The 17,776-nt window shown below is 33.9% G+C and carries 16 protein-coding genes and 1 riboswitch; of the genes, 8 read left to right on the forward strand and 8 right to left on the reverse strand.

All coding sequences use genetic code 11. The annotated features are described in order from the left end of the window. Positions 1 to 78: 78 nt before the first annotated feature. The 3 genes from metE to LOK41_RS06390 all read right to left on the reverse strand — a co-directional run bounded on the left by metE (position 79) and on the right by LOK41_RS06390 (position 5,203). On the reverse strand, positions 79 to 2,367 hold the full coding sequence (gene metE / locus LOK41_RS06380; RefSeq protein ID WP_241815751.1) for a 5-methyltetrahydropteroyltriglutamate--homocysteine S-methyltransferase: 2,289 nt from the start codon (positions 2,365 to 2,367) through the stop codon (positions 79 to 81). Positions 2,368 to 2,496: 129 nt separating this feature from the next. Further along, a riboswitch (cobalamin riboswitch) is annotated at positions 2,497 to 2,685 on the reverse strand. A gap of 335 nt (positions 2,686 to 3,020) precedes the next feature. Then, entirely contained in the window at positions 3,021 to 3,575 is a 555-nt protein-coding gene (locus LOK41_RS06385) for a PadR family transcriptional regulator (RefSeq protein WP_241815752.1), read from the reverse strand. A gap of 92 nt (positions 3,576 to 3,667) precedes the next feature. After that, positions 3,668 to 5,203 (reverse strand): MDR family MFS transporter, encoded by a 1,536-nt coding sequence (locus LOK41_RS06390; RefSeq protein WP_241815753.1) that lies wholly within the window; start codon positions 5,201 to 5,203, stop codon positions 3,668 to 3,670. 533 nt (positions 5,204 to 5,736) lie between these two features. Between LOK41_RS06390 and LOK41_RS06395 the strand changes: the two genes are divergently transcribed. Then, complete coding sequence (locus tag LOK41_RS06395; protein ID WP_241815754.1) at positions 5,737 to 6,249, forward strand: hypothetical protein; 513 nt, start codon at positions 5,737 to 5,739, stop codon at positions 6,247 to 6,249. A 26-nt stretch (positions 6,250 to 6,275) separates the two neighbouring features. On the opposite strand, the gene LOK41_RS06400 is transcribed toward LOK41_RS06395, so the two are convergent. After that, on the reverse strand, positions 6,276 to 6,509 hold the full coding sequence (locus LOK41_RS06400) for a phage holin (RefSeq protein ID WP_174099222.1): 234 nt from the start codon (positions 6,507 to 6,509) through the stop codon (positions 6,276 to 6,278). Positions 6,510 to 6,671: 162 nt separating this feature from the next. Between LOK41_RS06400 and LOK41_RS06405 the strand changes: the two genes are divergently transcribed. Both LOK41_RS06405 and LOK41_RS06410 read left to right on the forward strand, forming a co-directional pair. Then, positions 6,672 to 7,259: a diguanylate cyclase gene (locus LOK41_RS06405; RefSeq protein ID WP_241815755.1), complete on the forward strand. Its 588-nt coding sequence runs from the start codon at positions 6,672 to 6,674 to the stop codon at positions 7,257 to 7,259. 336 nt (positions 7,260 to 7,595) lie between these two features. After that, on the forward strand, positions 7,596 to 8,216 hold the full coding sequence (locus LOK41_RS06410; protein WP_241815925.1) for a YkyA family protein: 621 nt from the start codon (positions 7,596 to 7,598) through the stop codon (positions 8,214 to 8,216). Between the two features lie 30 nt (positions 8,217 to 8,246). Here the strand turns inward: LOK41_RS06410 and LOK41_RS06415 are convergent, their stop codons facing one another. Then, positions 8,247 to 8,705 (reverse strand): YkyB family protein, encoded by a 459-nt coding sequence (locus LOK41_RS06415; RefSeq protein WP_174099224.1) that lies wholly within the window; start codon positions 8,703 to 8,705, stop codon positions 8,247 to 8,249. Positions 8,706 to 8,884: 179 nt separating this feature from the next. Between LOK41_RS06415 and LOK41_RS06420 the strand changes: the two genes are divergently transcribed. Together LOK41_RS06420 and LOK41_RS06425 are read left to right on the forward strand one after the other, a co-directional pair. Then, entirely contained in the window at positions 8,885 to 10,414 is a 1,530-nt protein-coding gene (locus LOK41_RS06420) for a Ppx/GppA family phosphatase (RefSeq protein ID WP_241815756.1), read from the forward strand. Positions 10,415 to 10,522: 108 nt separating this feature from the next. Then, positions 10,523 to 12,631, forward strand: a complete 2,109-nt coding sequence (locus LOK41_RS06425; protein ID WP_241815757.1) for an RNA degradosome polyphosphate kinase — start codon at positions 10,523 to 10,525, stop codon at positions 12,629 to 12,631. A gap of 297 nt (positions 12,632 to 12,928) precedes the next feature. On the opposite strand, the gene LOK41_RS06430 is transcribed toward LOK41_RS06425, so the two are convergent. Together LOK41_RS06430 and LOK41_RS06435 are read right to left on the reverse strand one after the other, a co-directional pair. Continuing rightward, complete coding sequence (locus tag LOK41_RS06430; RefSeq protein ID WP_241815758.1) at positions 12,929 to 13,162, reverse strand: hypothetical protein; 234 nt, start codon at positions 13,160 to 13,162, stop codon at positions 12,929 to 12,931. 99 nt (positions 13,163 to 13,261) lie between these two features. Continuing rightward, the gene (locus LOK41_RS06435; protein WP_241815759.1) at positions 13,262 to 14,119 is read right to left on the reverse strand and encodes a metallophosphoesterase; all 858 of its coding nucleotides are present in this window, start codon (positions 14,117 to 14,119) and stop codon (positions 13,262 to 13,264) included. 296 nt (positions 14,120 to 14,415) lie between these two features. Here LOK41_RS06435 and fadH point away from each other — a divergent pair, with 296 nt between their 5' ends. The 3 genes from fadH (at position 14,416) to LOK41_RS06450 (ending at position 17,347) form a co-directional block, all read left to right on the forward strand. Beyond that, positions 14,416 to 15,180: a 2,4-dienoyl-CoA reductase gene (gene fadH, locus LOK41_RS06440; protein ID WP_174099229.1), complete on the forward strand. Its 765-nt coding sequence runs from the start codon at positions 14,416 to 14,418 to the stop codon at positions 15,178 to 15,180. A gap of 266 nt (positions 15,181 to 15,446) precedes the next feature. Continuing rightward, complete coding sequence (locus LOK41_RS06445; protein WP_241815760.1) at positions 15,447 to 16,664, forward strand: EAL domain-containing protein; 1,218 nt, start codon at positions 15,447 to 15,449, stop codon at positions 16,662 to 16,664. Between the two features lie 182 nt (positions 16,665 to 16,846). Beyond that, positions 16,847 to 17,347: a DUF3993 domain-containing protein gene (locus LOK41_RS06450; RefSeq protein WP_241815761.1), complete on the forward strand. Its 501-nt coding sequence runs from the start codon at positions 16,847 to 16,849 to the stop codon at positions 17,345 to 17,347. Positions 17,348 to 17,358: 11 nt separating this feature from the next. Here LOK41_RS06450 and LOK41_RS06455 read toward each other — a convergent pair whose 3' ends face one another. Further along, a complete protein-coding gene (locus LOK41_RS06455) occupies positions 17,359 to 17,601 on the reverse strand; it encodes a glutaredoxin family protein (RefSeq protein ID WP_017151106.1) in 243 nt (80 codons plus the stop codon). Positions 17,602 to 17,776: the final 175 nt, after the last annotated feature.

Here is a 17,776-nt window from a genome sequence, read left to right on the forward strand (position 1 = left end):
TTAATTGAGAAGGAAGCTAGTTAGAAGATATATATAGATAAAAAATAGGTTGTCCTTTAAATGGACAACCTATTTTTATTAAGCGTTTGTTTTTAGAAGAGAACGAGCCTCTTTAGCAGCTTGAACCATATGCTCTAAAGCAGGTATAACTTCTTCGGTTCTTCTTGTTTTTAAACCGCAGTCTGGATTAATCCAGAAGTATTTTGGATCACATACTTTTAAGGATTGTTCTACAATTGTATACATCTCATCTTTACTCGGAACACGAGGGCTATGAATATCATAAACACCTAAACCGATTCCTTTTTCATATGTTGTATGCTCTAATGTATGAATAAATTCACCATGACTTCTTGATGTTTCGATAGAAATAACATCGGCATCTAATGCGCGAATAGCATCTACGATGTCCTCAAAGTTACTGTAACACATATGTGTATGAATTTGTGTTTCATTCGCTACAGAAGAAGTTGCTAGAAGGAATGATTGAACAGCCCATGTAATATATGCGTCCCAATCTTTCTCTTTTAGCGGCATCCCTTCGCGAAGTGCTGGTTCGTCGACTTGAATAACACGGATACCAGAAGATTCAAGTAATTCGATTTCATGGCGAAGTGCCAATGCAATTTGATATGAAACTTCTTTTCGTGAAATATCATTTCGAACGAATGACCAATTTAGAATTGTTACAGGACCTGTTAGCATACCTTTTACAACTTTATCTGTAAGGCTTTGTGCATATGCAGTTTCCTTAATTGTCATCCCATCAATAAAGGCAACATCACCATAGATTACAGGTGGTTTTACACAACGAGAGCCGTACGATTGTACCCAACCGTTCTTCGTGAAAGAGAATCCAGCAAGTCGTTCACCGAAATATTCCACCATATCAGTTCTTTCAAATTCACCATGTACAAGTACATCAAGACCAATATTTTCTTGATGACGAATCCACTTTTCAGTTTCTTTTTCGATAAATTGTTCATATTGTTCGGTTGTAATATCACCACTTCGCCATTGTTTACGCGTTTGACGAACTTCAGTAGTTTGTGGGAAGCTACCGATTGTTGTTGTTGGAAGTAGCGGTAATTGTAATGCTTCTTGTTGCAGTGCATAGCGTTGTTCGAATGGAAGAGGACGAGAAAAGTCTTCTTCTTTAAGAGCTGCCCGTGCTGCTTTCACATCTTCACGATTACGTGCAGCTGAAGAACGTATAGCTTCGTGAGCGGTGCGGTAAGTAGCTAATTCAGTACTAACACTTTCTGCACCTTCAGAAAGCGCACGTTTAATTAATGTAAGCTCTTCTAACTTTTGATTTGCAAATGCAAGAGCATCAAAAAGTTCTTTTGATAAATGTGTTTCTTCTGTTTTGTCAATTGGAGTGTGTAGTAAACTACAAGAAGGTTGAACAATCCAATCTTTCGGTGTCACACGGTCCTTTAATGTTTTAAATAAAGAAAGAACTTCATCGAGATCGGCTCTCCAAATGTTACGGCCATCTATACAACCAACAGTTAAAATTTTGTCTGTTGGGAAACCATGCTCTAAAATAGCTTTTACATTGCCTTCTTTACCGTGAACAAAGTCCAATCCAATGCCGGATACAGGGAATGTAATAATCTCTTCATAGTTTTCTTCTACGCTATCAAAATAAGTTTGTAGAATAAGAGATACATGTGGTACTTCTTTACGAATTGTTTCATAAAGTTCTTTAGCTTCTACAATTTCTGTTTTTGTTAAAGATGCAAAAATCGGCTCATCAATTTGTACGAAGCGTGCGCCAGCTTCGTGTAATTCAGTTAATAGTTGTACATAAGGTGCAACTAGTTGGTTTAAAATAGTAGTAAATTGCTCTTGTTTATAACCTTTTGCTAATTTTAGGAATGTATAAGGTCCTAATATAACTGGCTTTCCGTCGATGCCTAATTCTTGTTTTGCTTCTTCATATAAGCGAAGAGGTCGATTATCTTTTAAAGAAATATCTAACCCTTCTTCATATTCAGGAACAATATAATGATAGTTCGTGTTAAACCATTTTGTCATTTCGGAAGCAACGTGATCTTTAGAGCCTCGTGCCATCGCAAAATATACATCAAGATAAGAAGAAAACTCAGAAAAACGTGATGGAATAAAGCCGAGCATGTAGGCTGTGTCCAGCACATGATCATAATATGTAAAGTCGCCAATTGGAATTAAATCGATTCCTTTTTCTTGTTGAACTTTAACATGTTGCAGACGAAGCTCTTTCATTGTTGTTGAAAATTGTTGCTCATCAATCTTATTTGACCAAAAAGCTTCCAACGTTTTTTTCCATTCTCGGTGTAATCCAATACGTGGATACCCTAAACTACTTGTTTGAATTGCCATTTAAATTTCCTCCCTAATTGAAAGTAAGCATTTCCGTTTACTCGGAAATGCATGTAACGAAAAGTATAAAGGTACAGAAAATAGCCCTTTCTCCTCGTTCATAACACCTAATCATCATCCGTGAGTCTATCAGTGTTGTTAAAATAGGCAGGTCTCCTGACTTATGCTTTATACGATTTCTTTCACCTTCCCGTTTTCACAGTGGTATAGAAAAGAAGTCTCTGCACTTACAGTGGCGGGACCGCGTTGGAATTTCACCAAACTTCCCTTTTAAACACGAAATAAGAAACTTCGTGTACCTATTTTCCTTTATGAAAGGAATTTAACAAGCGAATATGATATTGAAACAAATTCTAACATAATTTTTTGAATTTTGTCTACTGTTTTGAAATAAGAATATTTTAAAGTTTTTAATTCTTATTATTCAGAAAATAAAGCTACTAAAATTGAAAAATAATAAAAAAGATGTTTTTCATTATTAACTCCCATGCAAGAATAACGAGAAAATATGAGATGAGGATCAAAAGAAAACGAATGTTTATTGATTAGAAAGTAGATAAGAACAAAAATAGAGAAAAACTGCTCGTAAGAACTTGATTAAAGAGAATTCTTACGAGCATTGGGGAGAAAAGCATCTAAGTATAGAAGTTTTACTATATATCCATTCCAATTTCAGAAAGACATCCAGCGCTTGCATCCTTATGTAGCTCATTTAACCAACGTAATTCAACGCTAATATGCTCAATAACACTTTTTAAAATATAAAGTTGTGCACGCGGAACACTTTCTTTGCTATGTTCATATATGGATTGCATTGTATGTAAATATTGAATCGTGTCATCCCTCTTTTTTTCTAAAATAGGAATGAGTGTTTTTTCATCACCAAAATGAGCGAAAGATAGTGCTGAATAGATTGGTTTATATATTTGGTTTTTTGCTTCAAATTGTTTTAAAAGCAGTGCATGGAAAAGTTCTATTCCTGTTTTAGTTATATGAAAAATAGTCTTATCTGGTCGATTGGTATCTCGTACTACGTTTGTAACTGCAATTGCCCCTTGCTTTTCTAATTGTTCAAAAGCGTAGTAGAGGGAGCCTTTTGCATATTTAATATAACAATCCATTTGCCGTTCTTTCATTGTGTGTTGCACTTCATATGGATGTTTATCTCCTTCGAGTAGTAAACCGAGAATGACTAGTTTCATACTCATGCTGTCTCAACTCCTGTAATATAAACTTTATACATAGTATAAACGGTATATCTCTTTCGATAAAGAGATATACCGTTTCATTTTGTCATATATTAACTTACTTGTTTTTGTTTTTTCGTTGTTCCAGTTAAGAGACGTTCTTTACCCATCATTGTAATGCAGATAATACTTAGAATAGCTGGGATAAGCGCCCAGAAAAATGTATCGGCAATAGATATCGCGAGCGCTTGTTTAATTCCACCCAATATTTGAGGTGGAATCTTTTCAGTGGCATGCGGTGATAATAAAAAGCTTGTATCCCCGCCTTTGGGTACCATCTTTGCTAACTCTGGAGGAAAAACGGTTTTTAATTTGTCAGTGAAAATATGGTTTTGAATCGTACCAAAAATTGTTACACCAAGAGTCATACCGAGAGAACGGAAGAATGAGTTTGTGGATGTGGCAGAACCTCGGTCTCTCATTTCTAAGTTATGGATGGAAGACATACTTAAAACTGAGAAAGAGAAGCCGACTCCAAGTCCAGCAAGAATCATAAAGAGTGTTACGAGTACGCGTGGTGTTTCCATTGTTAAGGTGCTTAGTAAATAGATGCCCAGTACAAAGAAAATGCCTGATACGACCATGATGTTACGGTAACTTGTTCGTGAAGCAAATTGTCCACCTGTTTGGCTTCCAATTACAGAACCAACCATCATCGGTGTTAAAATTAATCCAGCATTTGATGCTGAACCACCGAGGACGCCTTGGACAAAGATTGGAATATAAACTGTGCAAATAATAAAAGCTGCTCCATAGAAAAAGGCAACACCTTGACTTGCTGCAAATAACTGCTTTTTAAATAAATGGAAAGAAATAATCGGTTCTGTTGCTCGTTTTTCTACAAAGATAAAGATAATAAGCATAATAGCAAAAGTAGCAAATAATCCAAGAATCATATTGGAATTCCATGCGTATTCCTTACCACCAAGTTCTAGTGCAAACATTAAGCAAACAATGCTTATTACAAGTGTAATAGCACCAGCCCAATCAATTTTTTGTTTTTTATATTGCAGAGATTCTTTGTAGTACTTGGAAATGAAGAAGAAAGAAATAAGACCTAACGGAATATTGATATAAAAGACCCAGTGCCAACTTATATAATCAGTAATATAAGCGCCTAATAAAGGACCAAATACGCTTGACGTTCCAAAAACTGCTCCAAATAATCCCGTCATTTTCCCGCGTTTTTCTGGTGGGAATATATCATACATAATTGTGAAGGCGATTGGCATGAGGGCACCGCCACCAATCCCTTGAATTGCTCTGTAAATACTCAGCTGTTCAATGCTTGTTGCTGTACCACAAAGAATAGAGCCGACTAAGAAGAGAAGTAACCCGCCGATATAAAAACGTTTACGACCATACATATCTGAAAGCTTTCCAAAAATCGGCATTCCTGCCATTGTTGCTACCATATAAGCTGATGTGACCCAAACAAATTTGTCAAATCCTCCTAGGTCTCCAACAATTGTCGCCATGGCAGTGGCAACGATTGTATTATCCATTGCTGCCATTAAAATACCAAGTAACAATCCGGCAACAACAAATTTTGTTTGATTTACTTTGTTTTGAGATGTTTGTTCTTGCAAACATACCCCTCCTTTTATATAAGATTCATTGCTCTTTAGGAAAATCTTATTAGTAGTTCTTGTTTTAGTATGTCTTTATGTAACGACTATAAGTTTACTACTCCTTTTACCAAAAGTAGGATAAAAAATAGAGAGCATAAACTTTATTATAGTCAAATTTGACTAAAAGGTAAATCTTTTTACTTTATTCTTCTATTCGCGGCCAGTGATACCCTACTTCGAAATTTGGTGGAAGAGAAGGGGAAAGTGGGGAGATAAACGGTTCGTAAGAGCCTGATGGATAAGGAATTTTATATTGGAAAAAACAAAAGGAGGCTGATGGGTAGTATGGTATCTCTATTTAAAATGGTTTTTTAATTGTATTGTCGAATAAATAAAGAAGAAATATAAAAATGGTGAAGACGTATATTTTTATTGAGAGAAAATAGGAAGGTGTTTTAAAGGGAACGAATTGGAGAAGGGGGTTTTATTATTGAAGAGAGCAGAATAAATTTGTACAGATAATAACATCTGGAATGAGGTGAATGGTTATTGTGAAAATGTGGGAAATAGGTTTAGATAAAGAATTGTTTCCTTTGTCTTTGCAGCCTGTTATGTGGATGGAAGGCGGTTCGAAAGAAGTTACGAGCAAACAATCTAACCCCAATGTAGAAGTAACATTACAAATTCGCAGTCAAAAAGAGAAGAATTTTTCACAAAAAGTTGTTTATGGCGTACATGAAATTCTCTTTATTCAATTAGAAGCTGAAAACATAGGAAGTGAAGGGGTTTCTCATGTAATCGTTAGTCATATGATTCGAGATCATTTTGCATATATCCCCAATACATTACACACGAATAAAGGAACGGGAGAGTTTTTATTTCAACTTGTAAGGTGGCGTATTGATGAATTACTATCAGGTGAAAAGGCTCAATTAATCTGTCAGGTCAAAGCACCACGTATACAAATCCCGTCCAGTATTTCATTACGTGCTACATACACGTTCCAGCAGAAAGGCCGATTATATGGACCACTACAAACAAAAGAAGTGATGTTGATACAATAAAAAGGAACCCGAACTGGGTTCCTCTTTTAATGAAGGTTATGCTTTTTTAGTAATTCTTTTTGTTCCAAACCTTTTTTTCCTACATAGTTATTTTTATATCCAAAGTATAAAATAAATAAGAAAGAAGCAACATTTATGATTGCATCAATTTGGTCATTTGTAATAAATGAAAGCCCGAACGATTCAAATAATAGTTTTAATGATAAGAGAAATCCGGCTAAAAAACGCAGGATGTCTGAAATATTTTCTTTTTGTAACATTTTCTTCTCTCTTCCATAATGGATATATACTATATATATGAAATAAAAAAGAAGATGAATACAAGTTGTAAGGAGAAATGGATAATAAGAACGTCCATTTTTTGTTTTGTAAAAAAACATTATTGTAATAGAAACATATAGTAGTATAAAAGGGGAGAATGCATGAAGCATAAAGGGAAAATTAGTGGTTTGTTGTTTGGTAATATAATTGCTATTACAGAATGGTTAGCAATGCAGGATGTAATTGTTAAGTTAGATGAAAGGTCTTTTGGAGTGGTACTTAGTATTTATATTATACAAATGATATTAAGTTATTATTTTGGACATCGTTACGATCAAAAGCAGCATGGAAATAGTGGGTTGCAGGAGATAAAAAGTAGAGAGTTTATGGTTTCATTTTTTGGAAAGTTAGCTACTTTATCGGAGAGAAATAGCCATGAAATTACTATATATGTTATATCTATTAAAGAGTGGAGAGAGTTAATAGATAGTATGCAAGATAAAAAAATAAATGAATTGGTTCGAAAAAGTGATGTTGTTACGAAGTGGGAAGAAAATAAGTATGTAATTATTGCGGTGGACAATGGATATATGAAATCGACATTACGGGATCGAATATTAAAGAGTGTTGAAGAGGAATTAGAGGATGATGTCGTGAATATTACGCTTTTATTTGATACTGCCACATATGCAATAGATGGAAGGACATTAGAAGAATTGTTGAGTAAAGTGAAAACTCAATTGTATTAGGAAATAAATTTGAAAAATACGGAAGAAAAAGAGAATTTTTATAACAAATTTTTCTCTTTTGTTACAAAAAAATAGTATCTTGTAACAAAAGTCTTTAAAAATAGATTTAAACATCATATAATTGTGATGGATGTGTCAATGCATTTTTGCACAATGGTTTTTCATTTAAAAAGTGTAGGGGGAAACATTCTCTACGCTTTTCCTTTTAAGGGGATAAAAAGAATATTTGTAAATTGTTGCAAGTAAACCTTTACACTGTGTAAAATGGACAAGAAAAGATTGTAGGGGGAAAAGAAGTTGAAATATAATAAAATAGCAATTGTAGCAGTTTTATCTATGACATTATTAGCTGGTTGTTTCGGACCAAAACCAGAAGAGGAATTATATGTAGCATTTGAAAATGCTGCAAAGCAAGAAAAGCCGATGTTTGAAGAAGCGAAAAAATTAGAGACATTAGAAAAAGAAGGTCAAACATTATATGGTCAAATTGTGCAAGAAGGAAAAGATAATAATCAAGCTGTGAAAGAGAAGTTAGATCAAGCAATGAAAAATACAGCGGAACGTGGAAAAGTAATCGATAAAGAGAAAGAAGCATTGAACAAAGCACAAGAAGAAGTAAAATCAGTTGAAAAATATGTGAAAAAAATCGAGAATGGTAAATTAAAAGAACAAGCAGATAAAGTGAAAAATACATATGAAAAACGACATGAGTCTTTTAAGAAGATGTATGATAACTATAGTAAATCATTAAAATTAGAAAAAGAGTTATTTACAATGCTTCAAGATAAAGAAGTAAAATTAAAGGATATTAGTGATAAAGTAAAAACGGTGAACGAATCTTATAAAGGTATTGATGCTGAAAAAGATAAGTTTAATGAATATACAAAATCATATAATACAGAAAAAGTAGCATTTTATAAACAAGCGAACATTAAAATAAAAGAAGAGAAAAAATAAAGCAGGCTGGCCGTTATGGCCAAACCTGCTTTATTTTTTTGTGTACGTACGGCGATACCAAGGAATCGGTTCGCTTAATTTTTTTTCTTGTTTTAGTGCTTCCGGCCCAATGTAGTCTTGAAGTGTTTTTTTCGCTATTGCTAAAGAAAGAGTTGTTTTTGGGTTTCTATAGGAAGATTCGAGGCTACCAAGATGCGGGAGATTACTGAAATCATCTTTTGTAGGAGGAATATGAAAAAAGTAGTCACCTAATCGAACGAGAACATCTGATTGTTGCTGACTAAAGCGTGGATTTCTAGAGAAATGTAACCCTTCTTTTATCGCTTTCTTTTCGTTAATTAAACGCTCTAAAGCAATCTTTTTCAACCAATATAAATATTTAGGATTTGTAGCAGCTTTGGCATGCCGGTTCACAATGAAAATAGATTGAGCCAATCGATCAATAGAATGTTGTTTGCGTGACTGAGACTGTGGTTGTGAAGGTTTCATAGTGGGACCCCTTTCTAGTTTTTCAATATTATAGCATAAATAAAAGTAGTTTTTATTATATACAAAAAATGATTGTGTATATTTTCAATATTAAAGCAATATTGTTACAAAAAACAACTATTTTATATAATAGTGATAGGAATGGTTTTTAGAAATTTGATAATGAAAGAGTGAGAAGTGTGAAAGATATATTGAAACAGCAATATGCTATTATTGATATTGGTTCAAATACGATGCGATTGGTGATTTATGAAAAACAAAATGGGGGTTTTTATAAGGAAATTGAAAATACAAAAGTTGTGGCACGATTAAGAAATTATTTAATAAATGGTGTGCTGATAGAAGAAGGAATGAATATACTACTGCAAACACTACTTCAATTTCAGGAAAGTACAAGGTTTCACGGGTTACATAATGTGCTATGTGTTGCGACAGCAACCATTAGACAAGCAAAAAACCAAGAAGAAATAAAAAAGCTTGTAGAAGGAAAAACTGATTTTGTACTTAGGGTTTTATCTGAATATGAAGAAGCACGTTATGGTTATTTAGCTGTGATGAATTCAACTTCCTTTACGGAAGGAATTACTGTCGACATCGGTGGAGGAAGTACAGAGGTTACGTATTTTCGTAATCGAGAAATTATAGAATATTATAGCTTTCCTTTTGGAGCACTTTCTTTAAAACAACAATTTATTCATCATGAGACACCAAATGCAGAAGAATTAAGAAGATATTTATGGTATCAATTTGAAACGTTACCTTGGTTAAAGGGAAAAGGGTTACCTCTTATTGCGATAGGTGGAAGTGCTCGAAATATGGTGAAGATTCATCAAAACATAATTTCTTATCCAATAGCAGGTTTACATTTATATAAAATGAAGGAAGCGGATATAAGGGATGTAAAAGAGGAATTAGAAAGTCTTTCTTTTGTGGAATTACAAAAGTTAGATGGGCTAGCAAAAGATCGTGCTGATACAATTATTCCAGCGGTAGAAGTATTTTATATGCTAGCAAGCATAATACAAACCCCGTCCTTTGTATTAAGCAGGAAAGGATTGCGAGAAGGTGTTTTCTATGAGGAACTTACAAAAAATTTAGGTGTTTCTTATTATCCGAATGTGGTAGAGGAGAGTTTACACTTATTGTCCTATGAATATGAAATGGATATGAAATTTGTTGTTCAACTTATCAAGCAAGGAACGTTAATTTGTAAACAGCTTGAAGAGTCTGAAATTATTTCTTTTTCAGAAAAAGATTGGTGTATATTTTATCAAGCCGCGAAAGTGTTTAATATTGGAAAATACATAGATGCAGAAGCAAGTCGTCTACATACATTCTATTTATTGGCGAATAAAACAATTGACGGCATGATGCATAAAGAGCGTATTAGGCTTGCACTTATCGCATCTTATAAGTCGAAAATGTTATTTAAACAGCATTTGAAACCATTTGAAGGATGGTTTGATAAAAATGAACAAAAAAAGATTCGCTTGTTAGGAGCGATTTTACAATTTTCTGCTGCTTTAAATGTGAGGAGAAGGGAACTGATTGAAACGATTCAAGTGAAAAAAAATAAAGAGGGGCTTGTTTTTCATATTGTGTGTGAACAATCGGCTTTAGCAGAAAAAGTGCAGGCTGAAAAACAAAAAAAACAACTTGAAAAAGTATTGAAGGTGAACATTCAACTCATATTTGAAGGGGAATGTTAAGTTGTACGGATGTCTTTACAAAAAGTTTACACTCAAATAATTTGGAATTTGATACAATAAATGTAACTAAATTATATTGAAAAAGTTTCAAAGGAAAGTGTGAGAGAAATGGAATTGGTGAAGGAGAATCCTGTAAGTTTCAATGATACAGCTTACTATAATAACCGCGAATTAAGTTGGCTTGCTTTTAATGAACGTGTGTTGCAAGAGGCGCAAGATGAAAGTAATCCACTTTTGGAAAGGTTAAAATTTATTAGTATTTTTAGTTCGAATTTGGATGAATTTTTTATGGTACGTGTTGCAGGATTAAAAGATCAAGTAAAAGCGGGCTTTAATCAACCAGAAAATAAAGCTGGCTTAACACCGAAACAGCAAATAAATAAAATTGCTACGAAAGCTCATGAATTGATGACAATTCAGTATAACACATTTAAAAATACTGTATTGCCAGCACTTGAAATGGAAGGTATCGAGCCGTTAACGTTTCAAGATTTAACGAAAGAACAACGTGAATTTATTGAAGAGTATTTTGATGAACAAATTTTCCCTGTGTTAACCCCCGTGGCAATAGATGCATATCGCCCGTTTCCTATGTTGTTAAATAAAAGTTTAAACTTGGCTACTATTTTGTATGATGGAAAACAAACAGAGGAAGAGAATCGAACAAAGCTTGGAATCGTTCAAGTGCCATCATTGCTCGAACGTTTTATTTTTTTACCGAGTGAAGACCAAAAACATAAATTTATTTTATTAGAAGACGTAATTAGTAGCTTTACTCATAAATTATTTACAGGATATAAAGTATCCTCTGTTACGCGTTTTCGTATTACACGTAATGCGGATTTAACAATTCATGAAGAGGGTGCGCGAGATTTATTAAAAGTGATTGAAAAAGAGCTAAAGAAACGTAAATGGGGAGCGGCTGTTCGTTTAGAAATTGGCAAAGAGCATGTTGATGAAAGAGTTTTAGCTCTATTATATGAAGTGTTAGAAGTGAAAGATGAAGATGTATATATGATGGATGGACCATTAGACCTAACATGCTTATTCTCCTTATATAAAAAATTAGCACCTTTATATGAGCATCTTGTTTATCCAGCTCTTATACCGCAGCCACCTCAAGATTTAGATGATGAAGAAGACGTATTTGAAAAAGCGATAGAGCATGATATTTTACTACATCATCCGTTTGAATCTTTTCAACCAGTCATTGATTTTGTGCGTGATGCGGCAGATAATCCGAATGTACTAGCAATAAAACAGACGTTATACCGTGTAAGCGGTGATTCGCCGATTATTCAGGCGTTAAAGACTGCAGCTGAGAAGGGGAAACAAGTAACAGTACTTGTTGAATTAAAAGCACGTTTTGATGAAGAAAATAACGTCCATTGGGCAAAGGAACTCGAACAAGCTGGTTGCCACGTTATTTATGGTGTAAGTCATTTGAAAACACATAGTAAAATTACCCTGGTTGTAAGAAGAAAACACGGAAAAATCGAAAGATTTGTACATTTAGGGACAGGAAATTATAATGATGCGACAGCAAAATTATATACAGATTTTGGCTATATTACATCTCGAAAAGATTTCGGGGTAGATGCGACAAATTTCTTTAATTACTTGAGTGGTTATACAACAAAGCCACATTTTCATCACTTGTCAGTAGCACCATTTGATATACGTCATCAATTTATGGAATTGATCGATGAAGAAGTCCGTTATCATAAACAATATGGAAATGGACATATTGTGGCAAAGATGAACTCATTGACAGATAAACCGTTAATTCAAAAATTATATGAAGCATCACAAGCTGGAGTAAAAATAGAGCTTATTGTTAGAGGAACGTGCTGCTTGCGACCTGGTATTCAAAATGTCAGTGAAAATATTCGTGTAATTAGCCTTGTTGGACGTTATTTAGAACATAGCCGTATTTATTATTTTCATCACAATGGGGATGAAAAAGTGTACTTATCTTCAGCTGATTGGATGACAAGGAACATGGAAAAACGGGTGGAAATTTCATTTCCAATTTTAGGATTTGAAATGAAAGCACGAATCAAAGCAATTTTGCAGCTTATTTTAGCGGATAATGTAAAAACACGTGAACAAAATAAAGATGGTGAATACTATTATGTAATAATTAATGGTTCACAAGAAATTGATAGCCAAGTGAAGTTATTTAAGATGGCTTATCAAAATACAGATGCGGAGTAATGTGTAAATTCAAAAATGATATAAAGTCATCTTTTTTAGGTGGGAGAGAGGATCCGTCCATACATAGAAGCGGTCAGATCTTTTTTCAGCCCCATACCAAGTGAAAACAAAGAGAGAAAATGAGTAGAAGTTTCCTAGCAGTGACTGATGTGCCAACAAATTAAAATGGATTTATATATTAAATAGTAAGTTTAATAATTTGTGAACAAGTAAACTCCTGAATTCAAGATTATGAGAATACGACGAAAAAAGCCTCTTACAAATGAAGAGGTTTTTTTCTCATAGTTTTTGTTTATATTAATAATAATACGGCTGGCACGGACCTCCGTAACAAGGAAACGGCGTTGTCGGATATGGCGGTGGGTATGGAGGATAGTAAGGTGGTCTAGGACCAAATGCTAATGCTCCGCCGATTAAGCCACCAGCAAGTCCTGCTAAGAATGGAACGCCGAAGAATGGTAAGAAGCGTGAGTCACTTACTGGGCCAATAGGTCCTGAACGAACTAGATAGGGCTGAGGATATGGGTACATAAAAAAACCTCCTTTATTGGACTCATTGTTATCATATGGTGAAAAAGCGTGGATGAGCGAGTACAAGAAAGGATATATAAGAAAATAGGCAATTATAGGTTACAAGTGCTGGAGAGTAAATACTGTAATTTCAGGGCTGGACAAAAAACGAAATGGAACACGTGTCCTTCCAAGTCCGCGATTTACATAAAGAAGTAATTCCTGGATATGATAAAAGCCTTCGATGTAATGTTTTGCTAATGCTGGGGTAACGATTGCGCCTAAAAAGGGAAGTTGCACTTGTCCACCATGGCTATGTCCAGAAAGCTGGAGATTCACTGGGAAGTTAGCGATTTTAGGTGCTATATCAGGTTCATGTACGAGTACAATAGTATATAGTTCTTTCTGCACATGTTGTAATGTTACATCGATTTCTGGTTTACCAAGAAGCATGTCATCGATTCCAAAAATAGAAATCTCGCTATTATCTAATAAGCGAATACGTTTTTCGGTATTTTGTAATACTTCAAAACCTGCATTACTCATAATTTGACTATAGTATTCGGTTCCATACCCACCATGATCGTGATTTCCGTAGATTGCAAATTTACCAAAGGGTGCACGGATGTTTCGTAAAATTGAAGAAACAAAAGGGATTTCACTATATGTTTGGTAGTCATCGATTAAATCACCAGTAAACAGAACAATATCGGGTGCAGTCTTATTTATTTTTGAAACGATTGTAGAAAGGTGTTGGAGAGAAAAATAGTATCCTAAATGTAAATCACTAAATTGAACAATTTTCATACCATGAAAGTTTGGTGGAATGAATGGAGAGCTCAGTGTATGATGATTCAAAGAAAGACAGTACGGTTCAATATACTTTGCATAGTAATAACCGATACTAGCCGTAATACAGGTATAGAAACAAGATCGTATTCCGTTTTTTATAAAATTTCTTCTTGTTATTTGTTTCATAGGAATATGAACGGGCCTATATAATGAAAAAAAGTAGGAAAAGTATTATATGAATGTGGTGTAGGCCACAACAGCTCTCCTTTCTTTTTAATTCTTCTTAAAGAAGTATAATTGAGTCGATTAACCTTGTCATCTAGTGAAAAAACAATTTAGTAGAATAGTCTAGAGTTAAGAGTATGGTTATTGTGAAAAAGAGGGATTGTATATAAAGATATCAGAAAAGTTTAAAAATATAAAGATTTCTATTAAATAAAGTGGTAAAATGAATGTACATTCATTTTTGGGAGGGGATATATTTGAAAGAAAAAGTAGTGATTATAACAGGTGGTTCAAGTGGAATGGGAAAAGGCATGGCAACTCGTTTTGCGAAGGAAGGAGCACGCGTTGTTATTACGGGACGTACGCAAGAAAAACTTGAAGAAACAAAAAAAGAGATTGAGCAATTTTCAGGGCAAATATTGACAGTACAAATGGATGTTCGAAACATTGAGGATATAAGTCGTATGATTGAATATATTGATGAAAAATTTGGACGTATTGATATTTTAGTTAATAATGCAGCAGGGAATTTCGTTTGTCCTGCAGAAGATTTATCTGTTAATGGTTGGAATGCAGTTATTAATATTGTATTAAATGGAACGTTTTATTGCAGCCAAGCAGTAGGAAAGTATTGGATTGAGAAAGGGATAAAAGGAAATATCATTAATATGGTAGCGACGTATGCATGGGATGCAGGACCTGGTGTCATTCATTCTGCAGCTGCGAAAGCGGGTGTATTAGCAATGACGAAAACACTTGCTGTTGAGTGGGGACGTAAATATGGCATTCGTGTTAATGCAATTGCCCCTGGACCAATCGAACGAACAGGCGGTGCAGATAAATTATGGATTTCAGAAGAGGCAGCCAAACGGACACTGCAAAGCGTTCCACTTGGTCGACTTGGTACGCCAGAAGAAATTGCCGGCTTAGCTTTTTATTTATGTTCTGATGAAGCTGCATACATAAATGGAACGTGTATGACAATGGATGGTGGGCAGCATTTGCATCAATATCCGTTTTAAGAGGGGTTATATAAAGTGAAACATGGAGGATTAATACCCATTCATGTGAGGTGGAATGTGACGAATTTGTGACATATGAAAGAAAAGTGTTTACAATAGGTTTAATATAAGTTATATTTAAGACCTCTTTTTTCTTCATAGTAGAATTGCTAATTCCCCTTAGCATTTTACCCCTCTAATCCCTTCAGGAAAACTGAAGGGATTTTTTATTATTTTTCTATACATATCATGTTATAATTTTTGAAAAGTAAAGGGAGGGAAACATTTTGGTAGATGCATTAGATGTGATGAGTAATTTGGATAAAGTCCTTCCTTATTATCAAGCTATTTTTAGTGCTGATCAGCATACAGTAATTGGATATGAAGTAGTAGGGCGTATCCAAACGGAAGAAGGGATACAAAGTCTTTCTTCTTTTTTTCATGATGATTCCATTCCAGGTGAATTCCAACTAGAGGCAGATAATGTCATAGTAGAAAAAGCATTAGAACGTTACTTGGAAACAAATCAAAATTTTTTATTGTTTATACATCGTAATGCAAACATATTAATGAACGATGAAGATGAAAGTTTACTTCATTTATTGTTAATGTATGAAAAAAAAGGATTGAATTTAAAGCATATCGTTCTAGAAATAACGGAGCATGAGTGTAAGGAAGATATAGAACAATTTAATCATTTACTTATGTATTACCGTACATATGGTATTCAAATTTCAATTAACAAAGTAGGAACGGGTACGAGTAATCTGGAACGGATTAGTGTATTAGCGCCTGACATTTTAAAGGTGGATTTAACGAATTTAAGACAAACAGCACTTTTACAATCTTATCAAGATATTTTATATTCTTTGTCGTTATTAGCAAGAAGAATAGGTGCGACATTATTATATGAAGAAATTGATGCTTTTTATCAGTTGCAATACGCTTGGAAAAATGGCGGCAGATATTATCAAGGGAATTATTTGAAAGAGTGTTTGCCAGACTTTATTGAAGCGGATATTTTAAAGGAACGTCTTGGTAATGAGTGTCATCAATTTATCCAGCATGAAAAGAAAAAACTACAAAAAATTTATCAATTGACAGAAACATTGCGTGATCAAATTGGGAATGTTTTATCTAAACAGAAAAAGAATGAAGACGTTAATGATTGGTTGTTACATTTTAGTCAACATGTATCACATTATAGTTTTCGAATCTTTATTTGTAATGAAGACGGTTTTCAGCAATCAGGAAACATTATGAAAAAAGATGGTAAATGGATTGTTATGCCAGAGTATTATATGAAAAATTGGAGCTGGCGCCCATATTTTTTAGAAAATATAATGAAAATGAGATTTGAAAATAAAGCAAGACTCTCTGACTTATATGCAGATATAGAAACAGGAGAGATGGTACGAACATTTTCCTTTCCAATTGATGATGAGCATTTTTTATTTATTGATTTGTCCTATGAATTTTTATATGAAGAAGATGTTTTATTTTAATGCACGAAGCAATTCGTGCATTTTTTTGTTTGTTTTTATCATAAATTGGTAATAGTGAAAAAGATGGCAAAAATGCTGTCTATCATTGTAAAGATTTTACGAACGAAACCATCCCTTTCTTTGCATAATCATTGTTACAATGAATACTACAAAGACAAGCTCTGTTAAAGGAAGGTGAAAGAATGAGAAAGTATGGAATTTGGTTTGTTCTATTTCTATGTGTTGCCTTTCTAGTTGGGTATAGTGTTACAACAGTTCTTGGTAAAGAAGAAATAAAAGTGGATCGAAAAGAGGTATTCACAACGATTCAAAAGGGATATGAGGCACAATTTTCAATTCGTGGAAAGCATTTATCGATGGATAAAATGTATGATGCGTTGTCACCTTATTTTACAGATAACTTCCTTCAAGTTTTTACCGATGAAAATAGTAATGGTGATAAACGAAGTGGTGAATATTTACTTCCTACAAACGAATCTCCTTTTTCTTTTACTTCTCAAACGAAATTAACATATGATGAAGAACATAGACTTTTATATGTATATGAACGGATGAAAAATGAACAATATCAAATTATTACATTGCAAAAGGAAGAAGGGAAATGGAAATTAGCTGGTTATCATGAGAGTCAGCAACTTTTGACAGAAATGCAAAAATTACAGGAGTTGAAAGAACAGGAATAGGTAAAGAGTGCCTATTCCTGTTCTAGATTTAGTAATTGTTGTAATTTTTCAATTTGAAAACCAGAGACAACTTCTCCATCAATGACAACGGTTGGAGTTGAGTATGAGTTATAGTCATATAAAAGACGGTTGCGAGCAGAAGCATCCTTTTTGACATCAAATTCTTCATATGTTACGTTATTATGCTTTAAAAATTCTTTTACAATGGTGCAGGGTGGACAATCTGGTTGTGTATAAACCTCTATTTTTTTCATTTTAAAACCTCCTCTTTTTCTGCTTTTTATTATATTCCGCAGCTATAAAAACCGCAATAAAGGAAGAGAAAGATTTTCTTTCTGCTTTTTACTTCTTTTTTCGACAAATTTTAGTTGAGTTTCTTGCCAAGAAGCTTTATCCTAGAGTGTGGAACATTTTTTCTGTTATGACGGA

This window comes from Bacillus sp. TL12, assembly GCF_022625245.1.
In the GTDB taxonomy this organism is placed as follows: Bacteria; Bacillota; Bacilli; order Bacillales; family Bacillaceae_G; genus Bacillus_A.